General features: G+C 65.1%; 25 protein-coding genes and 1 pseudogene. 9 read left to right on the forward strand and 17 right to left on the reverse strand.

Going from position 1 to position 26,557, the window contains the following annotated elements; all coding sequences use genetic code 11:
• Positions 1-539 precede the first annotated feature (539 nt).
• Positions 540-2,594, forward strand: a complete 2,055-nt coding sequence (locus ON44_RS42530) for a BTAD domain-containing putative transcriptional regulator (RefSeq protein ID WP_051183291.1) — start codon at positions 540-542, stop codon at positions 2,592-2,594.
• Between the two features lie 67 nt (positions 2,595-2,661).
• On the opposite strand, the gene ON44_RS42535 is transcribed toward ON44_RS42530, so the two are convergent.
• From ON44_RS42535 to ON44_RS42545, 3 genes are read right to left on the reverse strand one after another with little or no spacing between them, the layout of a single operon-like run.
• Positions 2,662-3,975, reverse strand: coding sequence for a UDP-glucose dehydrogenase family protein (locus ON44_RS42535; RefSeq protein WP_040700766.1), 1,314 nt, complete (start codon positions 3,973-3,975; stop codon positions 2,662-2,664).
• Positions 3,976-4,004: 29 nt separating this feature from the next.
• A complete protein-coding gene (locus ON44_RS42540) occupies positions 4,005-5,843 on the reverse strand; it encodes a glycosyltransferase family 2 protein (protein WP_218007769.1) in 1,839 nt (612 codons plus the stop codon).
• Entirely contained in the window at positions 5,840-6,847 is a 1,008-nt protein-coding gene (locus ON44_RS42545; RefSeq protein ID WP_083898518.1) for a UDP-glucuronic acid decarboxylase family protein, read from the reverse strand. Before ON44_RS42545 ends, ON44_RS42540 begins: the two co-directional genes overlap by 4 nt.
• Before the next feature lie 320 nt (positions 6,848-7,167).
• On the opposite strand from ON44_RS42545, the gene ON44_RS42550 reads away from it, so the two are divergent.
• Positions 7,168-8,427: an MFS transporter gene (locus ON44_RS42550; protein WP_051183292.1), complete on the forward strand. Its 1,260-nt coding sequence runs from the start codon at positions 7,168-7,170 to the stop codon at positions 8,425-8,427.
• 299 nt (positions 8,428-8,726) lie between these two features.
• Here the strand turns inward: ON44_RS42550 and ON44_RS42560 are convergent, their stop codons facing one another.
• A complete protein-coding gene (locus ON44_RS42560; protein ID WP_306306540.1) occupies positions 8,727-9,719 on the reverse strand; it encodes an SDR family NAD(P)-dependent oxidoreductase in 993 nt (330 codons plus the stop codon).
• Between ON44_RS42560 and ON44_RS42565 the strand changes: the two genes are divergently transcribed.
• Both ON44_RS42565 and ON44_RS53870 read left to right on the forward strand, forming a co-directional pair.
• Positions 9,643-10,473 carry a GntR family transcriptional regulator gene (locus tag ON44_RS42565; protein ID WP_083898522.1) on the forward strand — a complete coding sequence of 277 codons (831 nt, stop codon included), beginning with the start codon at positions 9,643-9,645 and terminating at the stop codon, positions 10,471-10,473. The genes ON44_RS42560 and ON44_RS42565 overlap by 77 nt on opposite strands.
• A 30-nt stretch (positions 10,474-10,503) precedes the next feature.
• Positions 10,504-10,701 (forward strand): hypothetical protein, encoded by a 198-nt coding sequence (locus ON44_RS53870; RefSeq protein ID WP_306306541.1) that lies wholly within the window; start codon positions 10,504-10,506, stop codon positions 10,699-10,701.
• Here the strand turns inward: ON44_RS53870 and ON44_RS42570 are convergent.
• From ON44_RS42570 to ON44_RS42630, 13 genes and pseudogenes are all read right to left on the reverse strand, one after another.
• Positions 10,633-12,435 (reverse strand): annotated as a pseudogene (locus tag ON44_RS42570) (oxidoreductase); the annotation flags it as partial. The gene ON44_RS53870 and the pseudogene ON44_RS42570 overlap by 69 nt on opposite strands.
• Positions 12,436-12,502: 67 nt before the next feature.
• Entirely contained in the window at positions 12,503-13,252 is a 750-nt protein-coding gene (locus tag ON44_RS42575) for a maleate cis-trans isomerase family protein (protein ID WP_040700778.1), read from the reverse strand.
• A gap of 35 nt (positions 13,253-13,287) precedes the next feature.
• The gene (locus ON44_RS42580; RefSeq protein WP_040700779.1) at positions 13,288-13,542 is read right to left on the reverse strand and encodes a hypothetical protein; all 255 of its coding nucleotides are present in this window, start codon (positions 13,540-13,542) and stop codon (positions 13,288-13,290) included.
• Positions 13,539-14,438, reverse strand: a complete 900-nt coding sequence (locus ON44_RS42585) for a nitrilase-related carbon-nitrogen hydrolase (RefSeq protein ID WP_051183293.1) — start codon at positions 14,436-14,438, stop codon at positions 13,539-13,541. The genes ON44_RS42580 and ON44_RS42585 overlap by 4 nt, the downstream gene beginning before the upstream one ends.
• Complete coding sequence (locus ON44_RS42590; RefSeq protein WP_040700830.1) at positions 14,435-15,571, reverse strand: DODA-type extradiol aromatic ring-opening family dioxygenase; 1,137 nt, start codon at positions 15,569-15,571, stop codon at positions 14,435-14,437. Before ON44_RS42590 ends, ON44_RS42585 begins: the two co-directional genes overlap by 4 nt.
• 5 nt (positions 15,572-15,576) lie before the next feature.
• Positions 15,577-16,593 carry a 2,5-dihydroxypyridine 5,6-dioxygenase NicX family protein gene (locus tag ON44_RS42595; protein ID WP_040700781.1) on the reverse strand — a complete coding sequence of 339 codons (1,017 nt, stop codon included), beginning with the start codon at positions 16,591-16,593 and terminating at the stop codon, positions 15,577-15,579.
• 66 nt (positions 16,594-16,659) lie between these two features.
• Positions 16,660-17,433, reverse strand: a complete 774-nt coding sequence (locus tag ON44_RS42600) for an SDR family oxidoreductase (RefSeq protein WP_040700783.1) — start codon at positions 17,431-17,433, stop codon at positions 16,660-16,662.
• A gap of 69 nt (positions 17,434-17,502) precedes the next feature.
• Positions 17,503-17,694 carry a ferredoxin gene (locus ON44_RS42605; protein ID WP_040700785.1) on the reverse strand — a complete coding sequence of 64 codons (192 nt, stop codon included), beginning with the start codon at positions 17,692-17,694 and terminating at the stop codon, positions 17,503-17,505.
• Between the two features lie 2 nt (positions 17,695-17,696).
• Positions 17,697-18,950, reverse strand: coding sequence for an NADH-ubiquinone oxidoreductase-F iron-sulfur binding region domain-containing protein (locus tag ON44_RS42610; protein ID WP_051183294.1), 1,254 nt, complete (start codon positions 18,948-18,950; stop codon positions 17,697-17,699).
• On the reverse strand, positions 18,947-19,603 hold the full coding sequence (locus ON44_RS42615; protein WP_040700787.1) for an isochorismatase family protein: 657 nt from the start codon (positions 19,601-19,603) through the stop codon (positions 18,947-18,949). Before ON44_RS42615 ends, ON44_RS42610 begins: the two co-directional genes overlap by 4 nt.
• Complete coding sequence (locus ON44_RS42620) at positions 19,600-20,982, reverse strand: aromatic ring-hydroxylating oxygenase subunit alpha (protein ID WP_083898519.1); 1,383 nt, start codon at positions 20,980-20,982, stop codon at positions 19,600-19,602. The genes ON44_RS42615 and ON44_RS42620 overlap by 4 nt, the downstream gene beginning before the upstream one ends.
• 55 nt (positions 20,983-21,037) lie before the next feature.
• On the reverse strand, positions 21,038-21,586 hold the full coding sequence (locus ON44_RS42625) for an aromatic-ring-hydroxylating dioxygenase subunit beta (RefSeq protein ID WP_051183297.1): 549 nt from the start codon (positions 21,584-21,586) through the stop codon (positions 21,038-21,040).
• 204 nt (positions 21,587-21,790) lie between these two features.
• The gene (locus ON44_RS42630; protein WP_040700791.1) at positions 21,791-22,876 is read right to left on the reverse strand and encodes a sulfite oxidase; all 1,086 of its coding nucleotides are present in this window, start codon (positions 22,874-22,876) and stop codon (positions 21,791-21,793) included.
• A gap of 178 nt (positions 22,877-23,054) precedes the next feature.
• Here ON44_RS42630 and ON44_RS42635 point away from each other — a divergent pair, with 178 nt between their 5' ends.
• From ON44_RS42635 to frdD, 5 genes are read left to right on the forward strand one after another with little or no spacing between them, the layout of a single operon-like run.
• Positions 23,055-23,288, forward strand: a complete 234-nt coding sequence (locus ON44_RS42635) for a hypothetical protein (RefSeq protein ID WP_040700836.1) — start codon at positions 23,055-23,057, stop codon at positions 23,286-23,288.
• A 20-nt stretch (positions 23,289-23,308) separates the two neighbouring features.
• Positions 23,309-25,051: a fumarate reductase (quinol) flavoprotein subunit gene (gene frdA / locus ON44_RS42640; RefSeq protein WP_040700792.1), complete on the forward strand. Its 1,743-nt coding sequence runs from the start codon at positions 23,309-23,311 to the stop codon at positions 25,049-25,051.
• Positions 25,052-25,056: 5 nt separating this feature from the next.
• Positions 25,057-25,800 (forward strand): succinate dehydrogenase/fumarate reductase iron-sulfur subunit, encoded by a 744-nt coding sequence (locus ON44_RS42645; RefSeq protein ID WP_040700837.1) that lies wholly within the window; start codon positions 25,057-25,059, stop codon positions 25,798-25,800.
• A complete protein-coding gene (locus ON44_RS42650) occupies positions 25,797-26,189 on the forward strand; it encodes a fumarate reductase subunit C (RefSeq protein ID WP_040700794.1) in 393 nt (130 codons plus the stop codon). Before ON44_RS42645 ends, ON44_RS42650 begins: the two co-directional genes overlap by 4 nt.
• On the forward strand, positions 26,186-26,539 hold the full coding sequence (gene frdD / locus ON44_RS42655) for a fumarate reductase subunit FrdD (protein ID WP_040700796.1): 354 nt from the start codon (positions 26,186-26,188) through the stop codon (positions 26,537-26,539). Before ON44_RS42650 ends, frdD begins: the two co-directional genes overlap by 4 nt.
• The last annotated feature ends 18 nt before the right edge of the window (positions 26,540-26,557 follow it).

Raw genomic sequence — 26,557 nt, forward strand, 5'->3', positions numbered from 1 at the left:
CCTGATGGAAGGCAATCCCCGGCTTCCCGCAGAGAATGCCTGGTGCGGTGGAATGCGCGGCATCGGCATGCCGCGATCAGTTCGCCCGGCACCGCGTGATGAACGACGCCACGCCTGCGCACGATGAATCCGGAGCCACTCACCTGAACGAGCTCGATCTCCTCGTGCACGTTGTTCCGATACGATTGCAAGGCGCGGCGACCACCATCACGTCGGACACGTCATCGGGTACGAACGTTGTTCCGTCAGTTCGCTGTAGTCCCATTCGGCCACCTTGCCAGGCATTGCGAAACGACCAACGGATAGTGCGGATATTTCCGGCTGCTGCGGCGGATGTTCCGGGTCGGCATGGGTCGTAGCGTGCTGATTCTGGAGAACTCGGTCGTATACAGCGCGATCGAAGCTCGCCGAATGGAGGATTCATCCATTGACGTCCTACGGCTTCACCCTCCGCCCGCGGCCAGAGTGCGCTCGCCGCGCACCCAGCGGCAGCAAATGTGCCGATAGCCACCGGGAACAGTAGCGATGAGGATCGCGAGGTGATCGACGTGTCGCTGACCGTCACCGGCCAATTCGCCGATAGCATCCGACACTTCCGGCGGCGTGCAGGTCTCGATCAACGTGGCGCGGCGGAACTCGCGGGGTTGAGCGTCGGCGGATTACGCGACATCGAGCAGGGCCGAGTCCTGCGCCCACGCGCGGCCACGTTGCGTAAGCTCGCCGAGGTATTCGGGCTGTCCCGCTACGAGTTCGATGATCTGGTACGCCTGGCCAACAGCGAATACCGCCAAGCCGGTTTGCGGGTGGAGATACTGGGATCACTGCGCGTATCGGTGGACGGCGCAGTGATTGATCCGGGATCGCAGGCCCAGCACGCACTGCTGGGATTGCTCGCGCTGACACCGAACGCTTCGGTGACTCGCGCCGCCTTGCTCGATGCGCTCTGGGAAGTGCGGCCGGAATATGACAACCCGAATCTGCTGCAGTCGAGGGTCTCCCGGCTCCGGCGGCGCCTGCAGCCGAGCGTTACCGAGGAACATCGAGTACAGCCGATTCCGGTGACTCGCAGCGGCTACCAGCTCACCGTGACCGAGTATCAGCACGATCTGCTGGTCTTCCGCCGGCTCGTCACCCGTGCGCGACAGGCCAGGAACGACAATGACCTCGGTACGGCCCGCACGCTGTTCGCCGAAGCCATCGGACTATGGCGCGGCGATCCGCTCGACGGAATCGTCGCGTTGCAGACCCACCCGATCGTGTTGGAGCTGATCCGTGAATACCGGACGGTTGTCGTCGAATATGCCTGCGCTGCTTCAGATTCGGGGCGGCACGAGGAAGTGCTTCCGCTCTTACATAAGGTGGCCGCCGCCGACCCGTTGCACGAGGCTGTACACGCGGCGTTGATGATCGCGCTCGCGGGCACCGGACAGCAGGCTGCCGCATTCAACGTCTTCGATACACTGCGGCGGCGCCTGGCCTCGGAACTCGGCGCCGACCCGAGGTCCGAACTCACTGCCGCGTATCAGCGGGTGTTACGGCAGGAAGTTCGGCGTCGAGAACTCGAGCCTCTCGGCGCACGTCACTATTTGCCGCAGAATATCGGTGATTTCGTCGGCCGCAAGGCCGAGCTGCGGGAACTGCTGGAAGGTTCTCGGGCACACAGCATCGACACCTCGGTGGCGGTTTTCGTGCTCGAGGGGATGGCTGGTGTAGGAAAGACTCGGCTGGCCGTGCACGCTGCGCACCAGCTACACAGGGCAGGCCGATACGGTGACTGCCAGCTCTATGTAGATCTACAGGGATACTCCGCGCAACCACCCGCGAACCCCTCGTCGGTGCTGACAACCTTCCTTCGGCAGCTGGGAGTGCCCAGCGAACAGATCCCGCCCGGCCTGGCCGAGCGAGCGGCCATGTACCGAGATCGCTTGTACGGCAAGAGCGCCCTGATAGTGCTCGACAACGCGGCGCTGGCGGATCAGGTGCTGCCGCTGTTGCCTGCCAGTCCTACCAGTCTGGTTCTGATCACCAGCAGGAGAACGTTGGCTTTGGACGGCGCCAGGACACTGCATGTACCGACATTCACACCTGTCGAGGCAAGGGAAATGCTGCAACGCGCGGTGGATGCGAAGCAGTTGCAAGCCGACCCTGACGCGACCCGTCGACTGGTGGAGCGGTGCGGCTGTCACCCGTTGGCGTTGGCGGTCGCCGCCCGCCGCCTGCGTTCCCGGCCGACGTGGACAATTGCGGATCTCGTTGAGCACTTCGAGGGCAGTGGGTATCCGGTCGACGAACTCGGCGCTGGAAGCGAGCAGTTGCGGTCGTCGTTCGAGCTGTCCTATCGATCGCTCGGTGCGGACGAGCAACGGATGTTTCGTTTCCTCGGTCTGCTGCCTTGTGACGGCTTCACCACGGAGGACGTTGCCGTCATGATGCGGCTCACCACCTCGCATACTCGTCACCTCCTCGACCGGCTGGCCGACGAGCATTTGGTCACCGTCGGGACCCGCGATCATTACCTCCTGCATGGGCTGCTCAGGGATTACGCGTGCACACTATTGCGTGACAAGCAGCCATCATCCGAGGCTGCATCCTGAACAACGACCGGCTGTGGGTTTCGGTATCGACGGGCCGCCGCCGATACCGAACAGCACCTGCGGCTTATCAGGCGGCGGCTCGCCCGAGTCCACGGACCGCCCAACCGGCCGCGCGCCAGGAATCCAGCGACAGCGCATTGCGCCCGTCGAGAAGGCGCGGATGACTTACCGTCTTGGCGAGCTCCGCCGGATCCAGTTCCCGGTATTCCCGCCATTCGGTCAGATGAAGCACGATGTCGGCATGCTCGCACGCCTTGGTGACCTCTCGCGCGTAGTCGAGCCCGGGAAACACCGCACGCGCGTTGTCGAGGGCTTCGGGGTCATGCACTCGTACACGACCACCGCGCAGTTGAATCGCGGCCGCCACGTTGAGTGCCGGTGAATCCCGGACATCATCGCTGTCAGGTTTGAACGCCGCACCGAGCACCGCAACCGTGCGACCGAGGAACGAACCGCCGACGAGCTGGCGTGCCAGCTCGACTACATGTTCACGTCGCCGCATATTGATCTCGTCGACCTCTTTCAGAAAACCCAAGGACTGACCGACGCCCAGTTCATGAGCGCGAGCCGTGAAAGCACGGATATCCTTCGGCAAGCAGCCACCCCCGAAGCCGAGTCCCGCAGACAGGAATCGGCGTCCGATACGCTCGTCATGACCGATCGCATCGGCGAGCGTGACGACATCGGCGCCAGCCGCATCACACACATCGGCAATCGCGTTGATAAACGAAATCTTTGTCGCCAGAAAGGCATTCGCGGAGACCTTGACCAGCTCGGCAGTAGCCAGATCCGTCGAGATATACGGGACGTTTTCGGCCAGGATCGGCGCGTATACCGAACGCAGAATCGCGTCGGCCTCGGCCGACTGGACACCGACTACCAGTCGGTCCGGGCGCAGCGTGTCCTGGACCGCGAACCCCTCACGGAGGAATTCCGGGTTCCAGGCCACCTCGGCGCCGACGGGCGAAAGCCGAGCCACCCGGGCCGCCAGCGCGGCCGCGGTGCCGACGGGCACCGTGGACTTGCCGACAATCAGGGTGTTTCTGTTCAAATTTGGTGCCAACCCGTCGATCACATCGTGAACAAAGCGCAGGTCCGCGGCATATGATCCACGCTCCTGCGGGGTGCCGACACAAATGAAATGAACATCGCCGAATTCGGCGGCCTCGGCGAGCGATGTCGTGAATCGCAGCTTTCCGGCGCTGACATTGCGTTCCAGCACCTCAGAAAGACCGGGCTCGAAGAATGGTGCTCGGCCGGCGGCGAGTACTTCTATCTTTTCGAGATCGTGGTCGACACCGAGCACGTCATGACCGATTTCGGCCATACAGGCGGCATGGACCGCGCCCAGATATCCTGTTCCAATTACCGTAATCCGCATGTCGATCTCCCGGGTGGAAATTTATTTATTCAATTTCGAATCACGAACAGGGCCGTTGCCGCAGCGACGGGAAGAATTGTTAGCACCGCCATGGACAACGGTGCCGCTACGTTTTCGATCGCAGCGCGAAAGCTCACTCCGGCCGCCTCGACGGTTTCGGCGGCATGCAGCACGCACACTGCCAGCATTACCGCGTTAAAAATCGCCGCGCCGGACAGAGCGAGAACGATATAACTTGCCGTCGCACCGGAGAATTCACCTATGAATGCGGCAACGGCTAGCAGCGTGCCCAGTACGGCATGCGGTGCGATCAGTCGTGACGGCAGCGGCTCGAGCCCGTCCACCTCTTTGGGCGTGACCCTGATCGTGATCGGGCTCGGCCGCAACAGTTGCCAGACCGCCGCACCGACGCCCCAGGCGATGAATGGCCACCTGGTCATGCGATATAGCCAGTTCTCCCAGCTCAGAACCGGCGTATCGACCGGCCGGAGCAGTCCGGCGTGCCGCAGCACCCCGGTGAGCAGGACGAGCCAGAGGGAATTCGCCAGCCAGTACAGAAGTACTAGAGCCGGGTCGGCGGTGAACCATTGCGACCCAGTGACGGTACTGATGACCAGGGCGGCCAAGCCGCACCCGACGGCCACGATGAATGCGGTGTGAAATAGCATCGCGTACAGATACCGCAGCCGCAGTCGCCAACTGAACCGGCCGAAATGTAGTGGCACTACCCGTAACAGCAGTGTCGTCAGGCTTCGTGTCCATTGGAATTCCTGGACGAGCATCGCTGAGAATGTCATCGGCCCGTTGCCGTGCGTACTGGCCGCGCTGGCGAAAGCGCCGCGCCAGCCCACTGATTCGAGCAGGAAACCGGTTGAGAAGTCTTCCAGAAGCTCTGGACCGATTCCGCCGATGTCGGCAAGTGCCTGTGTTCTGATCGCCCAGTGCGAGCCGATGGGGATGGGTGCCAGTCCGCGATTGTGACCGAGCTGAACGGGACCGTGGAAGTAGGCTTCGTGATGCACCCGGCCCCGGGCCGACCATGAACTCGCGGCATTGCGGTCGCAATTGTTCGGGGCCGCGACATAGCCGACGGCAGGGTCGCCGAATGGCCGGACCATCTCGGCCAGCGAGGTCGAGTCGGGGACATGATCGCAGTCGACATGGACTGCGATGTCGTAATTCGCGTATCCCAGTTGATCGTAGAAGTACGCGAGATTGCCCTCTTTGCACCGAGTGCGGCGGGGCCAGGTGTCACAATGATATTCCTCGATACCGAATCGACTGGATATGTGGACGCCGTGCGCCGCACACCAATCGGTCCCCTCCGCGGTCGGCCGCTCATCGCAGAGCCATACGTCGTAGGGATACGGAAAGTCTTGCGCCAGCATCGATGTCAACGTTGTCTTCGCGACCTCCCATGGTTCCGATGGTGCGCGGGTGACGACGAACGCGACTCGACGCCTGGGCACCGGCAATCGCGGATCGACTCGCCACAGGCGGTTCGCGGCGGCGAGATAGGGCAGCGGTTCACACGAGAGATACAGCAATACCGTGCTGCTGACCAGGAACCCGATCCATCCGACCCGGTGCTCGGGCTGCAGCCACCACCACCAGAAGCCCAGGACGCCTACGAGCCAGCCGACGGTCAGGCCGACGACGAGCGCCCGCTGCCCACCCGCCAACGCGGGCACGAAGGTTTTCCGATCGAGGATATGTCGCGGTTTCCGGCCGCGCCCGAAGATCGGTCCGCGCGAAGAGATTTCGATGACGTTGCCATCGGAGAGCCGACGGATCGCCGCTGTGCGGTCTCGGTCAACGATGTCCTGGTGCGTCCGGTTTCGCGGTTCGGCGGGGCCGAGCGAGTTCATCGCTGTTCCTGATATGCGGGGATCAGGTTGTCGCATTGTCCGCCGGCGACGGTGGCGGCCGCCGCGGCCACCTCGTCGGGCCTGGCGCGGAACCACTCCACGGTGCGGCGCAAACCGTCCTCGATATCGACTCGCGGTGACCAGCCGAGGGTGGACAGCGCCTTGGCGATATCCGGACGACGTCGAGTCGGATCGTCGGTGGGGAGCGGGTGGAACTCGACGGATGAGCGGGCACCGGTGATCGACGAGACCAGCTCGGCGAGTTCGGCCACGGTGCGTTCATTCGGGTTGCCGAGGTTGACCGGCCCCGGCTCGGACGAGTCGATCATGGCGACGATGCCGCGAATGAGATCATCGACGTAGCAGAAGCTTCGGGTTTGACTTCCGTCGCCGTAGATAGTCAGCGGGTCACCATTGAGCGCCTGCGTGATGAAGCTCGTCACCACCCGGCCATCGTGGGGGCGCATGCGCGGGCCGTAGGTATTGAAGATCCGAATCACCCCGGTGTCGACGCCGAGCGTCCGTCGGTAGGCCGCGGTAATCGCCTCGGCGAACCGTTTGGCTTCGTCGTACACACTGCGTGGGCCGATCGGGTTGACGTTGCCCCAATATTCCTCGCGCTGCGGATGTACCAGTGGGTCGCCGTAGACCTCACTTGTTGATGCCAACACGAACCGAGCTCTGTGCCGGTGCGCCACCCGCAGCGCGTTCTCGGTGCCGCGGCTTCCGACCGCGAGCGTCTCGAGCGGTAGCCGGTGATAGTCGGGTGGGGAGGCCGGGCTGGCCAGGTGCACGACGGCGGAAAGTTCGCCCTCGATTTCCAGTCCGGCGCTGACATCGGCCTCATAGAATTCGAAGGCGGGATTTTCCAGCAGATACTCGACATTGGTTTTACTGCCGGTCGACAGGTCGTCTACACATACAACTTGATCACCTCGATCGAGGAGTAACACACACAGATGAGAGCCGATAAATCCAGCGCCGCCCGTTACTAGAACACGCATCGATACACCTCGGTGAAATACAGACCTTGGATTGGCATCCCATCGCCGACCCGATACCACAAGAATAAGCCCCGAACTGGCTCCGATGCGTGACAGACCAGCTGGTTTCGTTTCATGGAAACCCGTACCGAACCCGCGCTGTAGCGTCTTCGCCCGCCGAATCTTATCGATTTATCTGTGCTTTTACCTTCCGTTAACGTTCGCTGCCGCGTCGCATTTCTGTCAGCTCGTACGCCCACTATGTCACCTGACTCAGAAATAGCAGCGATGACACTCGGCTCTGCCATGTGCACAGGAAAATGAACGAAGGTTGAATTTCATTGAGCGCCCATTCCGTCGGACTGGACGGTGCGTTGCAATCACGAACCGTCCAGCTCGAACCTGCCGAGACGACAGACCGCAGTTTTTCGGTGCCAAGGCTGGTACGCGATCGCGTCACCTGGCTGCACTATGCACAGCAAGGCGCGCTGGGATATTTCCAATTCGGATTCGGACCGGCTGTACTCCTCTTCCGCCAAGAGGCGGATATCAGCCGCACCGTCGCCGGCCTGTACGGACCGGCACTGGCGATCGGCGCGGTGATCGGAGGTGCGCTCTTCCCACATCTGACCCGGCGGCTGCCACCAGCCGTCGTACTCTCGATCGCCCTGGGCGGACTGGCCGCCGGTGTTGCCATGTTCTGTCTGATCTCGTCGGTGGCAGGCACACTCATCGCCGCGGTAGTCGCGATGACCTTCGGTATCTTGGTGCTCAGCGGAGTGTCCACCGGACTCGCTGACCACCATGGCACAACGTCCGCGGCCGCAATCAGCGAAGCCAACGCCGCTAGCGCCGGCATGGGGATCATCGCCCCGTTGCTGATCAACGTCGCGGTGGATTCCGGACTGAATTGGCGTGCCGCACTGGGCATTTCGATCATTTTTGCCGGTGCACTGGCGGTGGTTACCGCGCTGTCCCACCGGCGTTCCACGGCTGCGGTCCGCCTCGTTGTCGATCGGCGACATACGGAAAGCGCGGGCCTGCCACGGCGTTACTGGCTGGCGTGGATTTGCCTGCTGGCCACCGGCTCCGTCGAGGCGGGCCTGATGCTGTGGGCACCCGAGCAACTCCGAATGCAAACCGGAATGACCGCGGACCTGGCTGCCATCGGCGTTTCCGCTGTCCTCGGTGGCATGCTCGCCGGCCGGTTGGCGGGCGGACGGGTGGTAACGCGGGTGCCCACGGTACCGCTGATGTTTGCCGCGCTGGCGGTCGCGGCGGCGGGATTCGCGGTGTTCTGGTCCGCGGCCGATCCGAAAATCGCCATAGCCGGCCTCATCTGCTGCGGATTGGGTATCTCGTTACACTTTCCGCTCGGCGTGGCACTGACGATGCGGGCATCGAATCAGCAGTCCGAACTCGCCATGTCGCGTAACTCCTACGGCATCGCATTCGGTTTCGGGGCCGCTCCCTTCCTCCTCGGCGCCTCGGCGGATCAGCTCGGGATTCGGGCGGCATTCGGGTTGATACCTCTGTGCCTGGTCATCGCGGCCGTGTCGGTCGGACAACTGACGCGCCTGGAGCGACGCGACCTGATGTGATGCGGGTGGTACCGACGTAGAAGCGTCATGGACAGTGACCGAGATCGAAACATCCCACGAATCCGTACGCGAGAATCCGGAGCGAAGTTGAGCAGATCGACTCCGCTCGGGATCGTCCGACGAGCGGAACTTCGAATACGGGCTGTGCCGCATCCTCGACCACATCGGCCGGCTGATCGAACGCAATGCCGCGGCCCGCGCGGATTCCGCTGCGCCGCACCGGCTGGGCGACGCAGCGGACTCCTAGAGGCCGGGACTGCTGCAGACAGCACCGGCTCCGATCCCGCGGACCCGGGCGATCAGGCTTCGCGTACCCGGCCACCGGGCCGCGCGATACCCCGCACCGACAGACCGCTGTCCGCGGTGACGAGCGTTCCGGTCATCGCGGCCGCTTCGGAGCGAGAGGCGAGCAGGGTGAAGATTCCGCTGTAGGCGTCCACGGACGGAACCTCCTGCAGAGGAAGCTTTTCCCGTGTTCCGTCCAAGACCGAATCGGCGGCCGTCTGACCGAGCGAGGTGGTGCCGCGCAGCCGGGTCGGCGCCACACCCGGCGCCACCCCGTTCACGCGGATATCGGGCGCCAGCTCGTAGGCGAGTTGCCGTACCACACCGTGGACGGCGTGTTTGGACGCGGTATAGAGGACGCCGCCGCCTGCGGCATTCGTACTGGCATACGAACCGGTGATGATGACACTGCCACGAGTGGCCACCAGCGCCTCCAAAGCGGCCCGCACACCGAGCAGCGGGGCCAGGACGTTCACTCCGAACAACTCGGTGAACGCTCCGGTCAGCTGATCGCCAGGGATCTCTTCGATCGGCCGCGCCCCATCGGTGATGCCCGCGTTGCCGACGAAGACGTCGAGCCGACCCCATTCACTTACGGCGGCATCCACCGCCGCGACATTGCCCTCCCAGGTGGCGACGTCGGCCACCATCGGCCGGACCGAATCCCCAAGTGCGCCACGCAACTCCAGAACCCGATCCGCGATGTCGACCGCGACCACGCGCGCGCCCTCCGCAACATATCGTTCGACCACCGCCCGGCCGATTCCCGCCCCCGCGCCGGTGAAGACGACGACCTGACCATCCAATGCACCCATCGGGGCTCCTTTCCGGGCTCGGTGCGGCACCACCACACCATTTGTACACATAATTGGATACACTTCTGGGCGACGGCGGAATGCGGCGTTCACCGGTGACCTTAGGATGATGCTGATGACTACCTCTGCTCGACGGATCCGCGCCGGTACCACCGTCGACGCGCTGTACCGGACACTGCGGGACCGCATCATCACAGGCGTCTACGCACCCGGGTGGCGTATGTCCCAGGAGCAACTGGCAAACGAACTCGAGGTGAGCCGCACTCCCCTGCGGGAGGCCTTGCAGCGGCTGGAAGCGGACGGCCTGGTGGTGGCGCACGCCAACCGCGGCATGCATGTGGCTCCGCTGGTGAATTCCGAAACCGAACAGAGCTATGCGCTGCGCCTGCTGCTGGAGCCGCCGACCGTGGGGGCGATCGTCGAAATACTCGGCGACGACGATATCGAGCAGATGCGAAACCATCTCGAGGACATGCGTACTCATCGCTCGCACAGTCGCCGTTTCCAAGATGCCCACCAACTGTTCCACGACGTGGCGCTGACACGGTACCCGTCGAATTTCGCCGAGATCACCAGTTCGCTGCACACCATGATCTACCGGCATCAGAGCGTCTATCTCTCGCATGCCCGCACCCCGGACGATTTCATCGACAGTGATCAGTTCTTTCTGGACGCGATCGGCAATCGCAATGCGGCTTCGGCACGCCGGATCATGGAGTTCCATTTGATCGATGCCGCGTTGGGCCTGGTACTCGATGCCGATCCCGATCACTGCTTCGATTCCCTGCTGCTGGCGATGCGCGGCCGCGACATCGTGATCGAACACGACGAACATGGACGTATCGAACGTCCCGCGCCGATCTACTGGATCGATTCCGATCCGGTGCTGCCGGATTTCGCCACCTCCAACCTGATTCTCATGGCGCCGCCGGAGCCGTCGGCCTGAGGACCGGCCGCCCCGGCGGCATTCGGTCATATGATCCGCGCGGCGAAGAACGCGGTGTGGATCGCGTCGTACACCCGTCCCGGTCGCAGCGCCGAGCCGACCACGTTGCACATCGATTCCGGCGCAGCGCAATTCGTCGGCGAGTTCGTTCGACGCGGCAGTGCGGCCCAGCGCCGGCACTACTGCGTCGGCGGGCAGCACCTCGACGCCGTCCGCGGTACGGAGTGAGACACCCTCGGCGGTCACCTCGCTCACTCGCACGCCGGTGCGAATACGCACCCCGGCCTGCCGCATGAACTGCGGCAGCTTCATGGCGTCGTAGACCACCTCGTCGCCGGTGAGCAGCGAATCCTGTTGCTCCACAACCGTTACCTCGGCATCGCCCATCTCGGCGATGCGCAGCGAGGTCTCGCAACCCTGCATCCCGCCGCCGATCACCACGATCCGCCCGTGCAGCGGAGCATCGGCGCGCACCTGCGCCGCGGGTATCACCGGCACGTCCGCGGCGATCGGGAAGTCCGGTTCCCGCAAGGGTGCTCCGGTGGCGAGCACCACCGAATCCACTCCGCTCGCAACCAGTTCCGCGGCCGTGGCCCGGGCCGGCACCACCGCGATATCCCGGCGCCGGACCTCGTGTACGAGATGGTCCACCAATGCCGCGATGTCCTGTTTAACCGTGGATCCCAGCGCGTGGGTGAGCAGACCCCCGAGCTCGCCGGGTTCGAACAGTCGCACCTCATGTCCGCGGTCGCTCAATACGGCGGCGCTGCGCAGACCGGCGGGTCCGGCACCCACGACCGCAACCGACTTCCTGGTGCCGGCCACGGTGATCGGGAACCGGCCCTCCTCGGTCACGGACGGATTCACCGTGCACCCGACCGAGCGGCCCTTGTCCACGCCGCGATGCAGGCAGCCGTCGTTGCATCGGATACAGGGCACGATCTCGAGCGCCCGCCCCGCCTGCGCCTTGCGCGCCCAATCCGGATCGGCGAGCATGGCACGGCCCAGCGAAACGAAATCGGCTGAGCCGGAGGCGATGACATCGTTCGCAACCTCCGGGGAGACCAGCGAACCCGAACCGATCACCGGGATCGACAGCTCCGGGCGGAACTTCTCCCAGCCCCAGCGGTGCGGTGCGCGAGTGTTGAACCAGGGGCTGACCTCCCATTCCATGGTGGCGTGGTGGCCGCCGGAGGCATGGATGACATCGACCCCGTGCGCTTCCAGCATCCGGCACAACTCGACGGTCTCCTCGATCGGAATGCCGTCGGGCTCGTAGTCGGTGACCGAAACCCGCACGCTCAGTGGAAAATCGCGCGGCACCGTGGCGCGGATGGCGTCGACGATCCGGATGAGGATGCGGGAGCGGTTCTCGAAGCTGCCACCGTAGTCGTCGGTGCGCGAATTCGTGTGCGGGGACAGGAAATTGGTGATCAGATATCCGTGCCCGGCATGCACCTCGACCAGGTCGAAGCGGGCCTTCCACGCCCGCAGCGCAGCCTGGGCGAAAGCGGTGACGATATCATCGATCTCGGCGACAGTCACCGGCTGCGGGATCACCCCGGCCACCGCCTCGACGTAGTCCCAGGAACTGTCGGTGGCCGATTTGATCGGCGCGGTGCCGAGGAATTTCTGGCGGCCACCGTGGGCGAGCTGAAGGCCGATCTTGGCGCCGGTGGCATGCACCTCGTCGACGAGCCATCCCCATCCGGCGATGTGCTCGTGGCGGCTCATCCCGGGCTGATTGTGGATCGCTTTGCTGGCGTCGTCGTCGATGTAGGTGTACTCGGTCATGATCAGGCCGACGCCACCCTCGCCGAGACGGCGATAGTGGTCGACGGTCCGTTGGCTGATCGTGCCGTCCATATTGGCGGTCGCGCTGCTGTTCGGTGATTTCACCACGCGATTGCGGAACTCGACCGGCCCGATGCGGCCCGGCTGGAACAGAGCATCGAAGCTCATGGGATCTCGATTCGTGATGTGGGCTGTGGGAATTCGAGAAATTCGGGAGGTGCGGGAGGTGCGAAAATTACGGGGCGAGTAGTGCGCCGGCGCGCGGAACGACCGGGTCGAGGTCGAGACTGCGCAGCAATCGCCAGGTGGTCGCCGCGGCGGCCGACAGCACCGGGATCCGGAACTGCCGTTGCAGCTCGTCGAGGATCGGCAGCGACGGCATCTGCACACAGGCGCTGATGACCAGGGCCTCCGCGCCGGACGTGTCGACGGTGCGGGCGTGTTCGAGCAGATTGCGCGGATCGAGCCGCCCGACGGCCAGATTGTCGGCCACCTCGAGACTCAGCGAATCCACCACCTCGAAGCCCTCGTGCTCGATGTAATCGCACACTGTCGCTGTCAGCGGCTTCATATACGGCGTGACGACGGCGATCTTGCGCACATTCAGGTGGGCCAGCGCCTCTGTCAGCGCGCCTGCCGAGGAGAGCACCGGAATGGCTTCGCCGCTCTCTTCTTTCGCGACCTGCGCCAGTTTGGATTCCGAGACGACGTGATAGCCGCGGCTCTGCGCCATGATCGCCACCAGGCAGGCGTAGGCCATCGCGTCGACGCGGGCGTCGGCGAGCTCGGCGGCACAGCGCAGCGAGTCGGCATCCATCTGCGTCAGCTGCTCCGGCGTCACATGCTGCATGCGCATGCGCGAGGAGTGGAAGGTGAACTGCTCCTCGGGCCGCACCTCGGCGCGGGCCCGCAGCATGGCCGGAATCTCCGTTTCCATGGTGGTGTTGGAGCTGGGCACGATCATGCCCACCCGTGTGGTCGTCATCGACTCTCTACCTTCGTGTCGAGTGGTGGAAATGGTCATTCCTCCGCCGAGCCCAGCCCCTCGGCGATCAGCCGGGTGAAGAACTCGGGTGTCTGCCCAGCAATGACCTCGAGGGCCATGGCATCGAGCAGGATGCGTGTTCCGGTGCGCGGGACGCGGATCTCCAGGCGTTCCCCGTTGCGGGTCCACACCTTGCGGAATTGGGCGCCGGTGAATTCGTTTCCGACTCCGGACCATTCCTCGGCCCGGACCACACCGGCCGGCAGATCGGATGCAGTCGATTCGCTCATCGCCTATCCCCCGCAGTCACACCATCCGCACTCCGGGTGGCGAGACTCAGCACACGCGGCTGGGCGTTGTACTCGTCGATGCGGCGGCGACCGGCCAGCACCGGAAGGGTGGACCGGGCCCGGGTGACGGCCTCGAGATCGAGTTCTACCACCCGGACGGCCTCCGGGGCCTCACCCAGATCGGCGAGCACCTCACCCCACGGTGACACCACGAGCGCGTGCCCGTAGGTGGCGAACGCCTCGGCGAACTCCGGGTCCGGCGAATGCACGGTCGCCGGCGCGACCACGTAGGCCAGATTCTCGATGGCCCGCGCACGCAGCAGCGTGTGCCAGTGCGCGGCCCCGGTCGACTGGACGAACGCCGCCGGAACCAGCAGCACCTCGGCGCCGGCCGCGGCCAGTGCCCGCGACAGTTCGGGGAATCGCGCGTCGTAGCAGATGGTCAGGCCGATGCGGATGCCGTCCAGATCCAGCAGTACCGGTCCGGCGCCGGGCCGCTCCACCGTCGAAGCTTCGAAGGACTGCCCGCCGATGGTGGCGTCGAACAGGTGCATCTTGTCGTAGCGTCCGACGAGCTCGCCGGCGGCGTCGATCACCAGCGCCGAGTTGTAGGTCGCCTCGGCGGTACGGTTCTTCATCCCACCCAGCACCACCGCCACCCCGTGAGTGGCCGCGGCGAGGCGCAACTGCCGCACTTCGTCGGAATCCTCATGCAGAGCCGCCTCGCGCATCTGCGCGTTGGTGCCCAGCATCAGGCCGTTCTCCGGCAGCGTCACAAGCTGTGCGCCGGCGGTCGCGGCCTGATCGATCAGCCGAAGGGCGGTAGCCAGATTGGCGGTGATATCGGTGGTCGCGTGCCACTGCGTCACGCCCACCCGCAGCGTCCGCGGTGTCATGATGCTTGCCCTGCCGCGACTGCCGCCGCACTCTCGCTCCGGGCGCGAGCGAGATCCATATTCACCACGGTCCAGCCGCCGCCGGAGGCTTCCATCGGCTCGTAGGTGTACACGGTGCCGTGCACGCCGGGACCGATCAGCCCGAGCATGATCATCCAGTTCTGGATCTCGTACTGGCCGTGCTCGAGCAGCGGATACGGCTCCAGCGAGCACAGATCCAGACCGCGTCCGGTTTCCAGCAGCTTCAGGATGTAGGTGTCGAATTCGACGTCCACGCCACCGAAATGCCCGGGATCCAGCCAGTGCGACAGTCCGCCGGTGGCCAGGAACGCCACCTTCAGGCCCGACCGCGCCACCACCCCGCGCAGCGCCTCACCGAAACGGCGCGCGTTGAAAGGGGAGAAGCTGCGGTGCGGCTGGGTGATGATCGGAATCACCGGCAGGTCCGGGCGCGGCAGCACCAGGCGCAGCGGAACGATCAGCCCGTGGTCGAGATCGACACGCTCGGCCAGTTCCACCTCCAACCCCGCCTCGCGCACCGCGGCAGCCAATTCGCCTGCGAAATCCGGCATTCCGGTGAGGTTCAGATCCAGATCGCCGCGCTTGAAGAACTCCATCGAACCGGTGTGGCCCGCGCCGGTACCGATCACGGTGTGACCGGTCTCGAAGCTCTGGAAGTGGCAATCGGCGGTCACCAGAACGACATCCGGGTCGGCGGCGACGAGATCGCGCCGCAGGCGTTCGTAGCCGTCGAGCAGCCGGGACACCGCATCGGCCGGATCGATCTCGGGCCGGGCCAGCAGATCCGGTACATGCGAGCAGCCTCCGGCGAAGACCACGCCGGCGGGCACTTCGGGGTCGGCCGGCGGCAGGGTGTCGTCGACAATGAATCCGCCCCGGCTGGCGGCATCGCCCAGATCGTCGTTGAACCAGCGGCTCACCAGAATGGTCAGGCCGTCGTTGAGTCCGATGGCACGCAACCGATCCCGGTTACCGGAGAGGATGGTCTCGGCCCACTCCTGATCTACGCCCAGCAGTTCCGGCGCGCGGGAGGGCTGCGCCTTCACCTGCTCGAGCAGTTCGGTATCGCGGGCCATCGCCAGCACGGCCTGTTCGATCGCGTTCTTGTCCACGGTGCTCACTCCTGTCCTACAAGGGCGCCGTCGCGGACCACGGCCACACCGTCGATCTCCACGGTGCAGCCGCGCATCGGCACGTCCAGGTGGGCGGGCGTCTCCCGGTCGGCGAACCGGTTGGATCCGGTCGACCACATGAAATTGCCTGCGGTGGAACGTAGTTCCTGGCCGTAGAGCGAACGCGAGTCGTAGACGTCGAACGCCGACCAGCGCGCATGCGGCAGCACACCCCAGCCCATGTGGCTGGTGGCCCACACCTCGTCGTCGCCCCAGGCTTCGAAGTAGTCGTTGAGCACGTGGGCGTCGGCACCGGCGCCGGAGATCTTCCTGATGTAGCCCTTCTCGACCTCGATGGTCACCGTGTCCTGGACGTAGCGCTGCCAGGGAATCAGCGCGTCGCCGGGCTGCAGCACGATGCGGCCCTCGGCGGTGCGGTCGTTCGGGAAGCACGCGACGAAACCCGAGGGCCAGTGGTCCCAGCGGCCCGGCTCGTCGACGTAACCCCATTGGTGGGTGATCGGCAGGTCCGCGCCGGAGATGTCGGCGGTCAGATCGGTGCCGGCGGCGCTGGTCACGTGCAGGGTCGATCCGGCGCGCAGTTTCCGGCCGCCGGCCTCCACGGTGGTGCGCAGGTCCTCATCGCCCATCAGGCGTTCCAGCACATCGTTCGGTTCGGCGACGAACAGCATCCGCTTGCCGTTCCCCGTGATCCGGGTGCGCACGTCGGAGTGGATCAGCCCACCGACGGTGACGTCGACGACGAAATCGCACTCCCCCGCCGCGGCAAGCAACGGCGCGACCTCGCGGCCGTCGGGCTGGTACGGCGGCAGCATCGGATTGGACAGGCTGGACGCGTGCAGCACCAGGACACCGGCGCCCAGCTGTCGCGCCGCCGCCACCGCAGATTCGACATACTCGGTCTTCTGGCCGAGTTCGGCGATCACCGCCACGGTTTCGCCGGCGGTGACCTTGCACAGCCGGAACTGTTCGACGAAATTCTCGGTCAGGGTCTTGGGCATCGATACTTCCTTCTCGATTGGTGAAAAATATGCTCTGAGTGGGTGTCTCACTCGGGATGCAGCGGCTCAGTGCGCGGCGCGCACCGCTCCGCCATCAACGGCCAGCGCGGTACCGGTGATGAACGACGCCCGCGTGGAGGCGAGGAATGCGACCACGTCGGCGATTTCGCTCGCCTCGGCCCAGCGGCCCGCCGGAATATCGGCGACGACGCGCGCGATCTCCTGCTCGACGGTGGTGCCGTTGCGACCCGCCTTCGACTCGACGATCCCCTGCATCCGGTCGGTTCCGGTGGCGCCGGGCATGATCTGGTTCACGCGCACGCCCGACGGCGCCAGTTCGCCGGCAAGGGTTTTGACGAACGCCGAGGCGGCCGAACGGTACGAGGCGGACAACACACCACCCGCGGCGGGCTGACGTACCCAGGTCGAGGACAGCAGGATGATGGCGCCCGTACCTTTGTCGCGCATCACCCGCGCAGCCGAGGTGCCCAGCTGCACCACCGGACGCAGCAGGGTGTCGTGGGCGGCGGACCAGTCGACCCATTCCGCGTCCAAGGCCGGAATGATCTGTGGCCCAGGGGTATTGAGGACCACTACGTCCAGTGCACCGTAGGTGGACACCACGGTGTCGACAAGGGCCGCGGTGGCTTCGGCGTCGCTCAGATCGTGGGCGAACGGCACGATGGACCCGTTGCCGACGGTCTCGGGCTCCCCGGTGGCGGTCCGGGCGGCCGCGATCACCGTCATTCCTTCGGCGGCAAGCCCTTCGGCCGTCGCCCGGCCGATTCCACGCGAGGCCGCCGTCACCAGTGCCACACCGTTTTCCAGACCCAGATACACACTTACTCCTTCAGCTGATCGATCGTCGTGCCGCCGCTGCCCACGGCCGGGCCTCCGGCATCGCAGGGTTCAGATCTCGCGGATCGCGCTCTCCGCACACAGCGAGATCACCCGGCGCACCAGCGTCTCGTCGGACTCCGGGACGCTGCCGTCTCCGACGACCGCGGCGTAGCCCCAGTCATCGGAGCGAAAGACGCTGGGGCACATGTCCAGGCACGTGCCGTACCCATCGCATTTGGTGTTGTCCACGATCACCCGCATGCTCACTGCTCCTTCCGTGCATCACGACGCGCGAGTTCTTCCGCGCCGCTTCGAGCCAGCGCCGCAGCGCCGTCGATGAGGCCGCAGACGCCGCGGCCGGGCAGATCCGAACCCCAGCGGGTCAGATCGGCCAAATGACCAGCTGCGTCCTCACCGCGCAGGATCTGCCGCAACGCCCGCGCGATCGCCTTGGTGCCGGTGAAACACGAACCGCACTGCAGCGCGCTCTCGTTCTGAAACCAGATACTGAGTTCCCCGGCCAGCGCGACCAGGTCGTCGTCGGGCCCCAGGACCGTGATCGCGCCGCAGCCGAGGCCGGTGCCCGCCGCACGCATCGCGTCGTAGCAGCACGACAGCGCACCGATATCACCGAGTGCGATGCCGTTGAACCAACCGCCGAGCAGCGCGCCGGTCATCGGTACGTCGCCTCCGCCGGCCGCGGCGGCCAGCTCGGAAACTGTTGCTCCGAGCGGCATTTCGTACACTCCGGGCTCCGCCACCCGGCCGGTGACGGTGAACAGCGCGGTGCCGCACGAGGCCGCGGTGCCCGCCCGGGCGAATTCGGCGGCACCGTACCGGCGAATCCACGCCGCGTGGGCGAAGGTCTCCACGTTGCTCACCAGCGTGGGCACACCTCGCACTCCCACCTCGAACGGGCGAGGCGGCTTGCTCGTCGGTTTGGCCGGGAGGCCGTTGATCGACGCGACCACAGCCGATTCCTCACCCGCCACATAGCCCGGCGGGGCCTCGTGGACCCGCAGCGCCACACCGTGCGGAACCATTCCGGCCTCGACGATCTCGGCGACGGCCGCGCGGACCGATGTGAGGACCGCGGGTTCGGAGGCGTAGACGACGGCTTCGCTGGATCCGGTGACGACCGCGGCAGTCAGCAGGCCGTCGAGGACCAGATGCGGTCGGCGGGTGAGCAGCCACGCATCCTTGCCCGATGCGGGTTCGCCCTCGTGGCCGTTGGCGACGACCACACTGTCCGAACTCGCCGCCACCGCCGACCATTTGCGGTGCGCGGGGAATCCGGCGCCGCCGCGGCCACGCAGACCCGACCGGGCCAATTCGGCGAGGAATTTCCCGGAATCGATTGCAGGCTCGAAGAATCCGAGCTCCCGTTCCTGGTTCAGTCCCCAGTCGGGAGATTCGACGCCGGGCACGACCAGCCTGCCCGGCACGTCTCCGGCCGCGCGGGCCGGAATCTCGAGGGCCGGCGCCAGATGGAGCGAGGATCGGACAGCGGTAGTCATAGCAGCCCCTTGACGATTGCGTGGGCGGTGGCGAGTGGGATCACGTCCCCGTATTTGGCATCGATATCGAGCAGGGCGGCGCGGTGCGGTCCGTCCTCGCGGTCACCCACGCATTCCCGGACAACGAAGGCGGGCAGATCGGCGGCGCAGGCGTCCACAACGGTCGCCCGGACACAGCCGGAGGTCGTCGCACCGGCGACGAGCACGGTGTCGATACCGGCGACGGTCAGCTGTTGCGCCAGATCGGTACCGGCGAATGCCGAGGCGGCCTCCTTGACCACCAGCGCCTCGTTGTCACGCCGGCCGAGCCGGTGATCGATGTCCACGCTGCGGTCACCTGCTCGCAGTTCCCGCATCGCGGGCATCTTGCGCAGCCAGGTGCCGGCCGTTCCGTCGCCGTGGACGGGGAAGGCGATGGTCGTGAAGTAGACCGGTACGCCGTTGTCGCGCGCCGCGTCCACCAGTTCCCGGGCCGCGGCGATCACCGCGTCCATCTCGAAACCGGGACCGTATTGCGCCTCGGTGAATCCGTACTGCAGATCGACCACGACGAGCGCGGGACGCGTCCCCGGAGTGAGTGTCCCGAGCAGGCCACCGTCTCGATACCTGGCGCGGACCTGCTCGTCCGCGGTCGCGGCGTCGTCGCGGCTCAAAACTCGTGCTCCGGCCACTGCCCCGGCTCGGCGCGCATCAGGTCCGCGTAGTACGCGTACATGTTGCGCTGGACGCCCTCCTCGTAGCGGGTCCAGAAGACCTTGCCGGGACCGGGCCAGTCCCGCACCGGATGGGCCATGCCGATGCCGGGCATGCCCATCTCGTAGTTGAGTTCGAAGTCCAGCAACTCCGCCGCGACCGAACGACCCGTGCGCCCCACCGTGATCCACGGTTCGGTGTCGTCCATCTCGAACGCGCCGCCGAGGGAGAAGGTGCCCAGCCCCGCGCGGTAGGCGCGATCCTTCTGTTCGGGTGTCATATTCTTGTAGCCGAGGAACCAGTTCCACATCTCGACCTGCCCAGGCCCCTTCGGCTGCCAGCACCGCACGGTCAGCACGCCGGTCGGCGGATGATGCGACCCGTCCTCGGTCATCGGCAGCGCGAGAATGGAGAAGTTGGGGAAGACGTTTCCGACGATCACCCGCGAACGTCGTGCCACTTCGAGCTGCGGTGCGGAGATATTCGCGGTATCGAAATTCTCGGCGAGGCTTTCCGGAAATCCGAAGAAGTTCGGTCCGGGTTCGTCGGCATCCTCTGCCATGGAGAACGACAGCGAATGTCCGGGCGAGGCCTGGATATGGTATCCCATCATGTTCTCGCTGAAGGGAATCGGGAACGCGCCGATGGCATAGACCGACTTGTGCAGCGTGCCGAGGTGGTAGTCGTCGCCGGAGAAATTATCCGCACCGGATTTCCAGTTCGCATCGAGAACGAAGCGCTGCGGCTTACCCAGCACCTCCACCCCGTCCTTGTCCAGCCCGAACAGCAGGTCCAGATACCAGGCCATACCGCCGAGGTATTCGCGCAGCGGCGGCGCCGTCGAATCCAGTGTCGCGAAGATCAGCCCATGGAAGGATTCGACCTGCGCGGCCTTGGCCAGCCCGTTCTCCTCCTTGCGCATATTTCCGAAGGCGTTCTTCCACAGCGGCGCACCGACCAGACTGCCGTCGGAGGAATAGGTCCAACCGTGGTACGGGCAGCGGAAATGCGAGGTATTGCCGGAATCAGCCCGGCAGATCTGAACCCCGCGATGTTTGCAGGCATCGAACAGGACGTGAACATCGCCTTCCTCGTCCCGGGTGACGACGAACGAATCCTCCCCGATCCGGCGCACGACATAGTCGCCGTTCGCCTCGATCTCGGACTCGTGTGCCATGAAAACCCAGGCGCGGCCGAATATCTTGCGCAATTCCGTCTGATGTACCTCGGGATTTCCGAATATATTTGCGGGAATCCGCCCGGCAGGCAGTCCTGTCTCGATCCGGTCCATCAAGGTCCGGACTCGCGGCGAAAGCAAGGGTTCCCGTATCGCAGTCATAGATGTACTCCTGGGCTGAAATCGAGCGATTGAACGACCCGGCGAACAGGGTCGCTCAGAAGAAAAGAGACAGATTGTGGGTGCCGATCACCGTCAAGTCCAGATAGACCACGCGATGCAGCAGTTTGAGGCGGCCGTCTTCGCGGCGCAGGATGTCGCGGCGCTCACCCGAGAGCATCTGGGGAGTCGTCTGATCCTGCCGGGTCCGATAAAGGAGGATATTGCTGCGTCCAGTGAGCAGCTGCGTATCGCCGCTCTCATGCTCCCGCACCCGGATATTGGTGACGAAATGACGCACTCGTGAGGGCGGATCCTCGGCCCACGCGTACTTGGTCTCCCCACGCGCGACCCGCGATTCGAGCGACCCCAGATTCTCGTTCAGGTGAAAGGCGGTCTCCGAGAAGCCGAAGCCACGGGCTCGTTCGACGGTCTCGCGGATCGGCACCTGGTACACGATGTCCGGGCTGACCAGGTCGGTCAGCCACTGTCGCTCGTTCAGGTCGTCGAGCAGCTCCGCCTCATAGAAGTAGAAGTCCACGACCTCCGCATACCGCGGGTCATTCGCTGCCAGTCGGCGCTGTGTCACCGTCTGCTGCTGAGTCATACGATCCCCTCAAAGTGCATACACTTTTGGATGCAGATCAGTGTTGCCTATGACGCAAGGCAGCGCAAGGGGTGAATCGAACTGGTTACTCGGGCGCAACATCAGCGCAGGACGACGACCGCCGGAACGGGTCGTTCACAGCCCTACAGGCGATCTGGGAACCAGGCAGGCCCGCCGAGCCCCCGGCGCTGCCCGACAGTTGCCTTACAGAATCGTCAGTTTGATGCGGGCCCAAGCGTTGTTGCCGTATCCGCGGGGATTCCATATGGATGCTGGGGATTCGGGTTGCGTGGCTCCGGCGTCGTCCCAGGCGCGCGCCGTGATGTTCAGTGGCCCGGGTGGCATATCGACGGTCAGCGACCACGGCCGCCACGCCCACCGGCTGGGCGCGGGGTGCAGGTCGGCCTGCCGCCAGCTGCGGCCATCGTCGACCGAGACGTCGACCCGTCCGATGCCGTGGCCGTCGCCGGCGATTGCCCAGCCACGAACGGAACGGGAGCCACGCGGAATCTGATCGCCCTCGGTGGGCACGAGGATGTCGCAGTTGAGCGCCAGCGACGATAGCGAGATGCCCTCGCCCGGTGCGACCGCCTCCGGGTCGGCCTCGGGCGGAAGAATGCGGTAGTCGAGGGCCTGAAAATAGTTCTGTGACGGGACGGATTGCACGGTGACGGCGGTGACCCATTTGACGCTGCGAGCCCCGATGTAGCCGGGCACCACCACACGCACCGGGCCACCGTGAGCGCGCGGAAGTGGCTGAGAATTCATCTGCCAGGCCAACAACACCTCCTCGCAGAGCGCCTTGGACAGCGGGATGGAGCCGCCGTAGGGCTGGACCGGCCGGGCCTCTTCGGCCACATCGGGCGCAGCGAAGGCGACGTGCAGTCGGTCATCGTGGTGCACCCCGGCCGCCTGCAGTACATCGGCCAGCCTGGGCCCGGCCCACTCGGCGGTCGAGATCGCGCCGTGCTCCCATGGCTCCTTGCCGGGGATCGGGCGCACCGCCAGCAGTTCAGCGCGCCGATTGCCGGCACACGCCAGCGTCGCTACCACGCTGTGTTGCTCAAAACCAGTCGTCAGCTGGTCGTAGGTCACGGTGAGCGGATTGTCCACCCGCCCATCGACGCCCAACCGCCACCGCTCGGTGGGGATGTCGGGGAACGGACCGTGATTGCGCGCATAGAACGCGTCCACCGCGGTGATTTCGCTGCTCGCAAGCACCGATGGCGGCGGCTCGGCGTTGAACGGCAGCCGTCCCCGCACGATCATGTCCTCGCGCTTACCCCACATCTCACCGCCCCGGCAACGAGTCGTCGTGGACTGCGACTTCAATCCTATCGCCGGTGTCGGCGCTGGTGGCCACGTCCGCCAGACCCAGAACGCCTCCTGCGGCCTCGGTGCAATGCGCGTACGCTTATGTATCTACGCTGGCCAGTAGGGTGTGCCACCGGTTCGCCGGGAGATGGAGATGCTTTGCATCACCGAGGAGTTCAGCACCGAACGCGCCCCGTGCGGGAAACTGAGGGGCGGGGCTCGCCACCGCGAAGACGACGAAGCGGGCCTGGTTATCGACGATCTGCATTACGAATGTGGCTGCTGCAAGATTCGGCATGAATACCACGACGGCAGCGTTCGGATCGAAACGGTCCGCCATGACGGCAAGGTCCTGATGGACGAGCGCAGTGCCGACTTCGAGGCCTGACCCACGACGGTGGTGCCCCCATGACCGCTTCTCACGATGTCGTGATCGTCGGCGGGGGCGGTGCGGGCCTGCGTGCGGCCATCGCCATCGCCGAACACAACCCGCGGTTGAGTATCGCGATCGTTTCCAAGGTCTATCCGATGCGCAGCCACACCGTCTCCGCCGAGGGTGGCGCCGCCGCTGTCGCTGGTCCCGGCGACAGCTTGGACGAGCATGCATACGACACGGTCTCCGGCAGCGATTGGCTCTGTGACCAAGACGCTGTCGAGGCCTTCGTCGAGGAGGCACCGCGGGAGCTGCTGCAGCTGGAGCATTGGGGCTGTCCATGGAGCCGTCGATCGGACGGGCACATCGCAGTACGGGCGTTCGGCGGGATGACGAACAACCGCACTTGGTTCGCAGCCGACAAGACCGGTTTCCACTTGCTGCACACCCTGTTCCAGACCGCGCTGTCGTATCAAGACATCGTCAGGTACGACGAGTGGTTCGCCACAGCATTGCTCGTCGACGACGGCAGGGTGGGCGGCATCGTGGCCATCGAACTGGCCACCGGACGCGTCGAAACCATTCTCGCCGGCGCTGTCATCGTGTGCACCGGTGGCTGTGGCCGGGTGTATCCATTCACCACCAACGCCAATATCAACACCGGTGACGGTATGGCGTTGGCCTACCGGGCAGGCGCACCGCTCAAGGACATGGAGTTCGTCCAGTACCACCCGACCGGTCTTCCGTTCACGGGCATCTTGATCACCGAGGCGGCGCGGGCGGAGGGTGGCTGGCTGATCAACAAGGACGGTTACCGCTACCTCCAGGATTACGACCTCGGCACACCATCACCGTCGCCGGTGATGCGGAGTATGGAACTCGGGCCGCGCGACCGGCTGTCACAGGCCTTCGTACACGAACTCGACAAGGGCCGAACCGTCGGCACCCCGTACGGACACGTGGTCCACCTCGACCTACGCCACCTCGGTGCGGAGCTCATCGACACGAAACTGCCGTTCGTGCGCGAGCTGTGCTCGAAGTACCAGAACATCGACCCGGTCCGGGAACTGATCCCCGTACGACCCGTCGTCCACTACATGATGGGCGGCATCCATACCGACATCCACGGCGCGACACCTCTGGAGGGCCTGTACGCCGTCGGAGAGGTCGCCTGCGTCAGTATCAACGGCGCCAACCGGCTCGGGTCGAACTCCCTGCCCGAGTTGCTGGTCTTCGGGGCGCGAGCGGGTCGTGCCGCCGCCGAGTACGCGAGCTCGGCCACGGCTCGCCAGACGTCGGCGGTCCTGACACGCGGCCGTGCCGAACAGGACCGGCTGGAACGAGGCCTCACCCGGCATGCCGAGGGATCCGAACGCATCGCCCACATCCGCACCGAGATGCAGGAGACGCTGGAGACCAGTGCCGGGATCTACCGGAATGGCGACTCCCTCGCCGAGGCGGCCGACAAGGTGCGCGAGCTTCGCGATCGATTCGGCCGCGCTCGCCTCGACGACCACAGCCGGGCATTCAACACCGAACTGGTGGCGATGCTGGAACTGTCCTGCATGCTCGATGTGGCCGAATGCATCGTTGCCTGCGCGCTGGCACGGAAGGAATCCCGGGGTGCGCACCAACGGACCGATTTCCCCGCCCGAAACGACCAGCGGTTCCTGGCCCATTCGGTGATCCATCGACAGCCGGACGGTTCGGGCCGCGTCTCGTACATCCCGGTAACGATTACTCGCTGGCCTCCGGGCGAACGCGTATATGGGAGGTGATGGCGATGGTGGAGCAGATAAGCCTGCAAGTCGCGCGCTATCGACCAGATCGAGATGACGAACCGGTACTGCAGCTGTACGAAGTTCCGCTGCGCAAGGAATGGACGGTGCTCGACGGCCTCAACTACATCAAGGACTACCTCGATGGAACGGTGTCGTACCGGTGGTCGTGCCGGATGGGCATCTGCGGTAGCTGCAGTATGACCGTCAACGGTGACCCACAACTGAGCTGCGCCACTTTCCTGACCGACTACGCGCCGGGGCCGGTGCGGGTCGAGCCATTGCGCAACTTTCCGGTGATCCGGGATCTCGTCATAGAGATCAGCGACTTCATGCACAAGCTGACCGCGGTCAAACCATGGCTGATCACGAAGGAAGATCGGCCGCTCGATGACGGCGAGTACTTGCAAACACCGTCCGAAATGGACGACTACAAGAAGTACAGCATGTGTATCAACTGCATGCTCTGCTACTCGGCCTGTCCCGTATTCGCACTCGAGCCCGAGTTCATCGGTCCGGCCGCGATCGCGCTGGCCCAACGCTACAACCTCGACTCGCGCGATGAGGGAGCCGCGGATCGGCGGGACGTGCTCGCCTCCGCCGAGGGCGTATGGTCGTGCACCTTTGTCGGCGAGTGCACCACCGCCTGTCCCAAGGGGGTCGACCCGGCCGGCGCGATCCAACGCTACAAGCTGACCGCGGCCACGCAATCGCTGCGAGATTTCCTCATGCCTTGGCGGGCACGATGACCACGACGCCCCGGTTGTACCGAAAGCCGGTCTCCGCGTTCTGGTGGCTGCGACGCCGCTCGTACCTGATCTTCGTCCTGCGCGAACTCAGCAGCGTGTTCGTCGCCTGGTTCGTGGTATTTCTCCTGCTTCTGGTCCATGCCGTCAGTTCCGGAAGCGAGGAGTACCAGCGGTTTCTGAGCTGGAGCGCAAGTGGGTGGGTGGTTGCACTGAACACGATCGCCTTGCTGTTCGTGCTGCTGCACACGGTCACCTGGTTCGACCTCACACCCAAGGCGATGGTGGTGCGGGTACGGAACCGACCTGTTGCACCGGTTGTGATCGTTGGGCTGCACTACCTGCTGTGGGGTCTGCTGACGGCGATCGTGCTGTTGGTGGTGCTGCGATGACGAACAGAAGGTCCCTGGAACCGTTGGCGTGGCTGCTCTTCGGCATCGGCGGAATGGCCGCAGCGCTGCTCATACCGGTGCTGCTGTTCCTGTTCGGCCTCGCCTTCCCGTTGGACTGGCTGCCCGCGCCGGATCACGCACACCTGCTCTCGGTGTTGCGTCATCCCGTCACCCGGCTGGTCCTTTTCGGACTCTGTGCGCTGGCTCTGTTCCATTGGGCACACCGCTTCCGGTACACGCTGGAGCACGGCTTGCGGCTCCAGCAGTTCAGTACGTTGATCATCCTGGTCTGCTACGGCGGCGCCGTCATCGGCTCGGGAACCGCTGCCTACTTCCTGCTGCGCGTGTAACACGGCGGCGAGCCAGTG

The sequence above is a fragment of the Nocardia vinacea NBRC 16497 genome (assembly GCF_000308835.1).
GTDB classification, from domain to species: Bacteria; Actinomycetota; Actinomycetes; order Mycobacteriales; family Mycobacteriaceae; genus Nocardia; species Nocardia vinacea.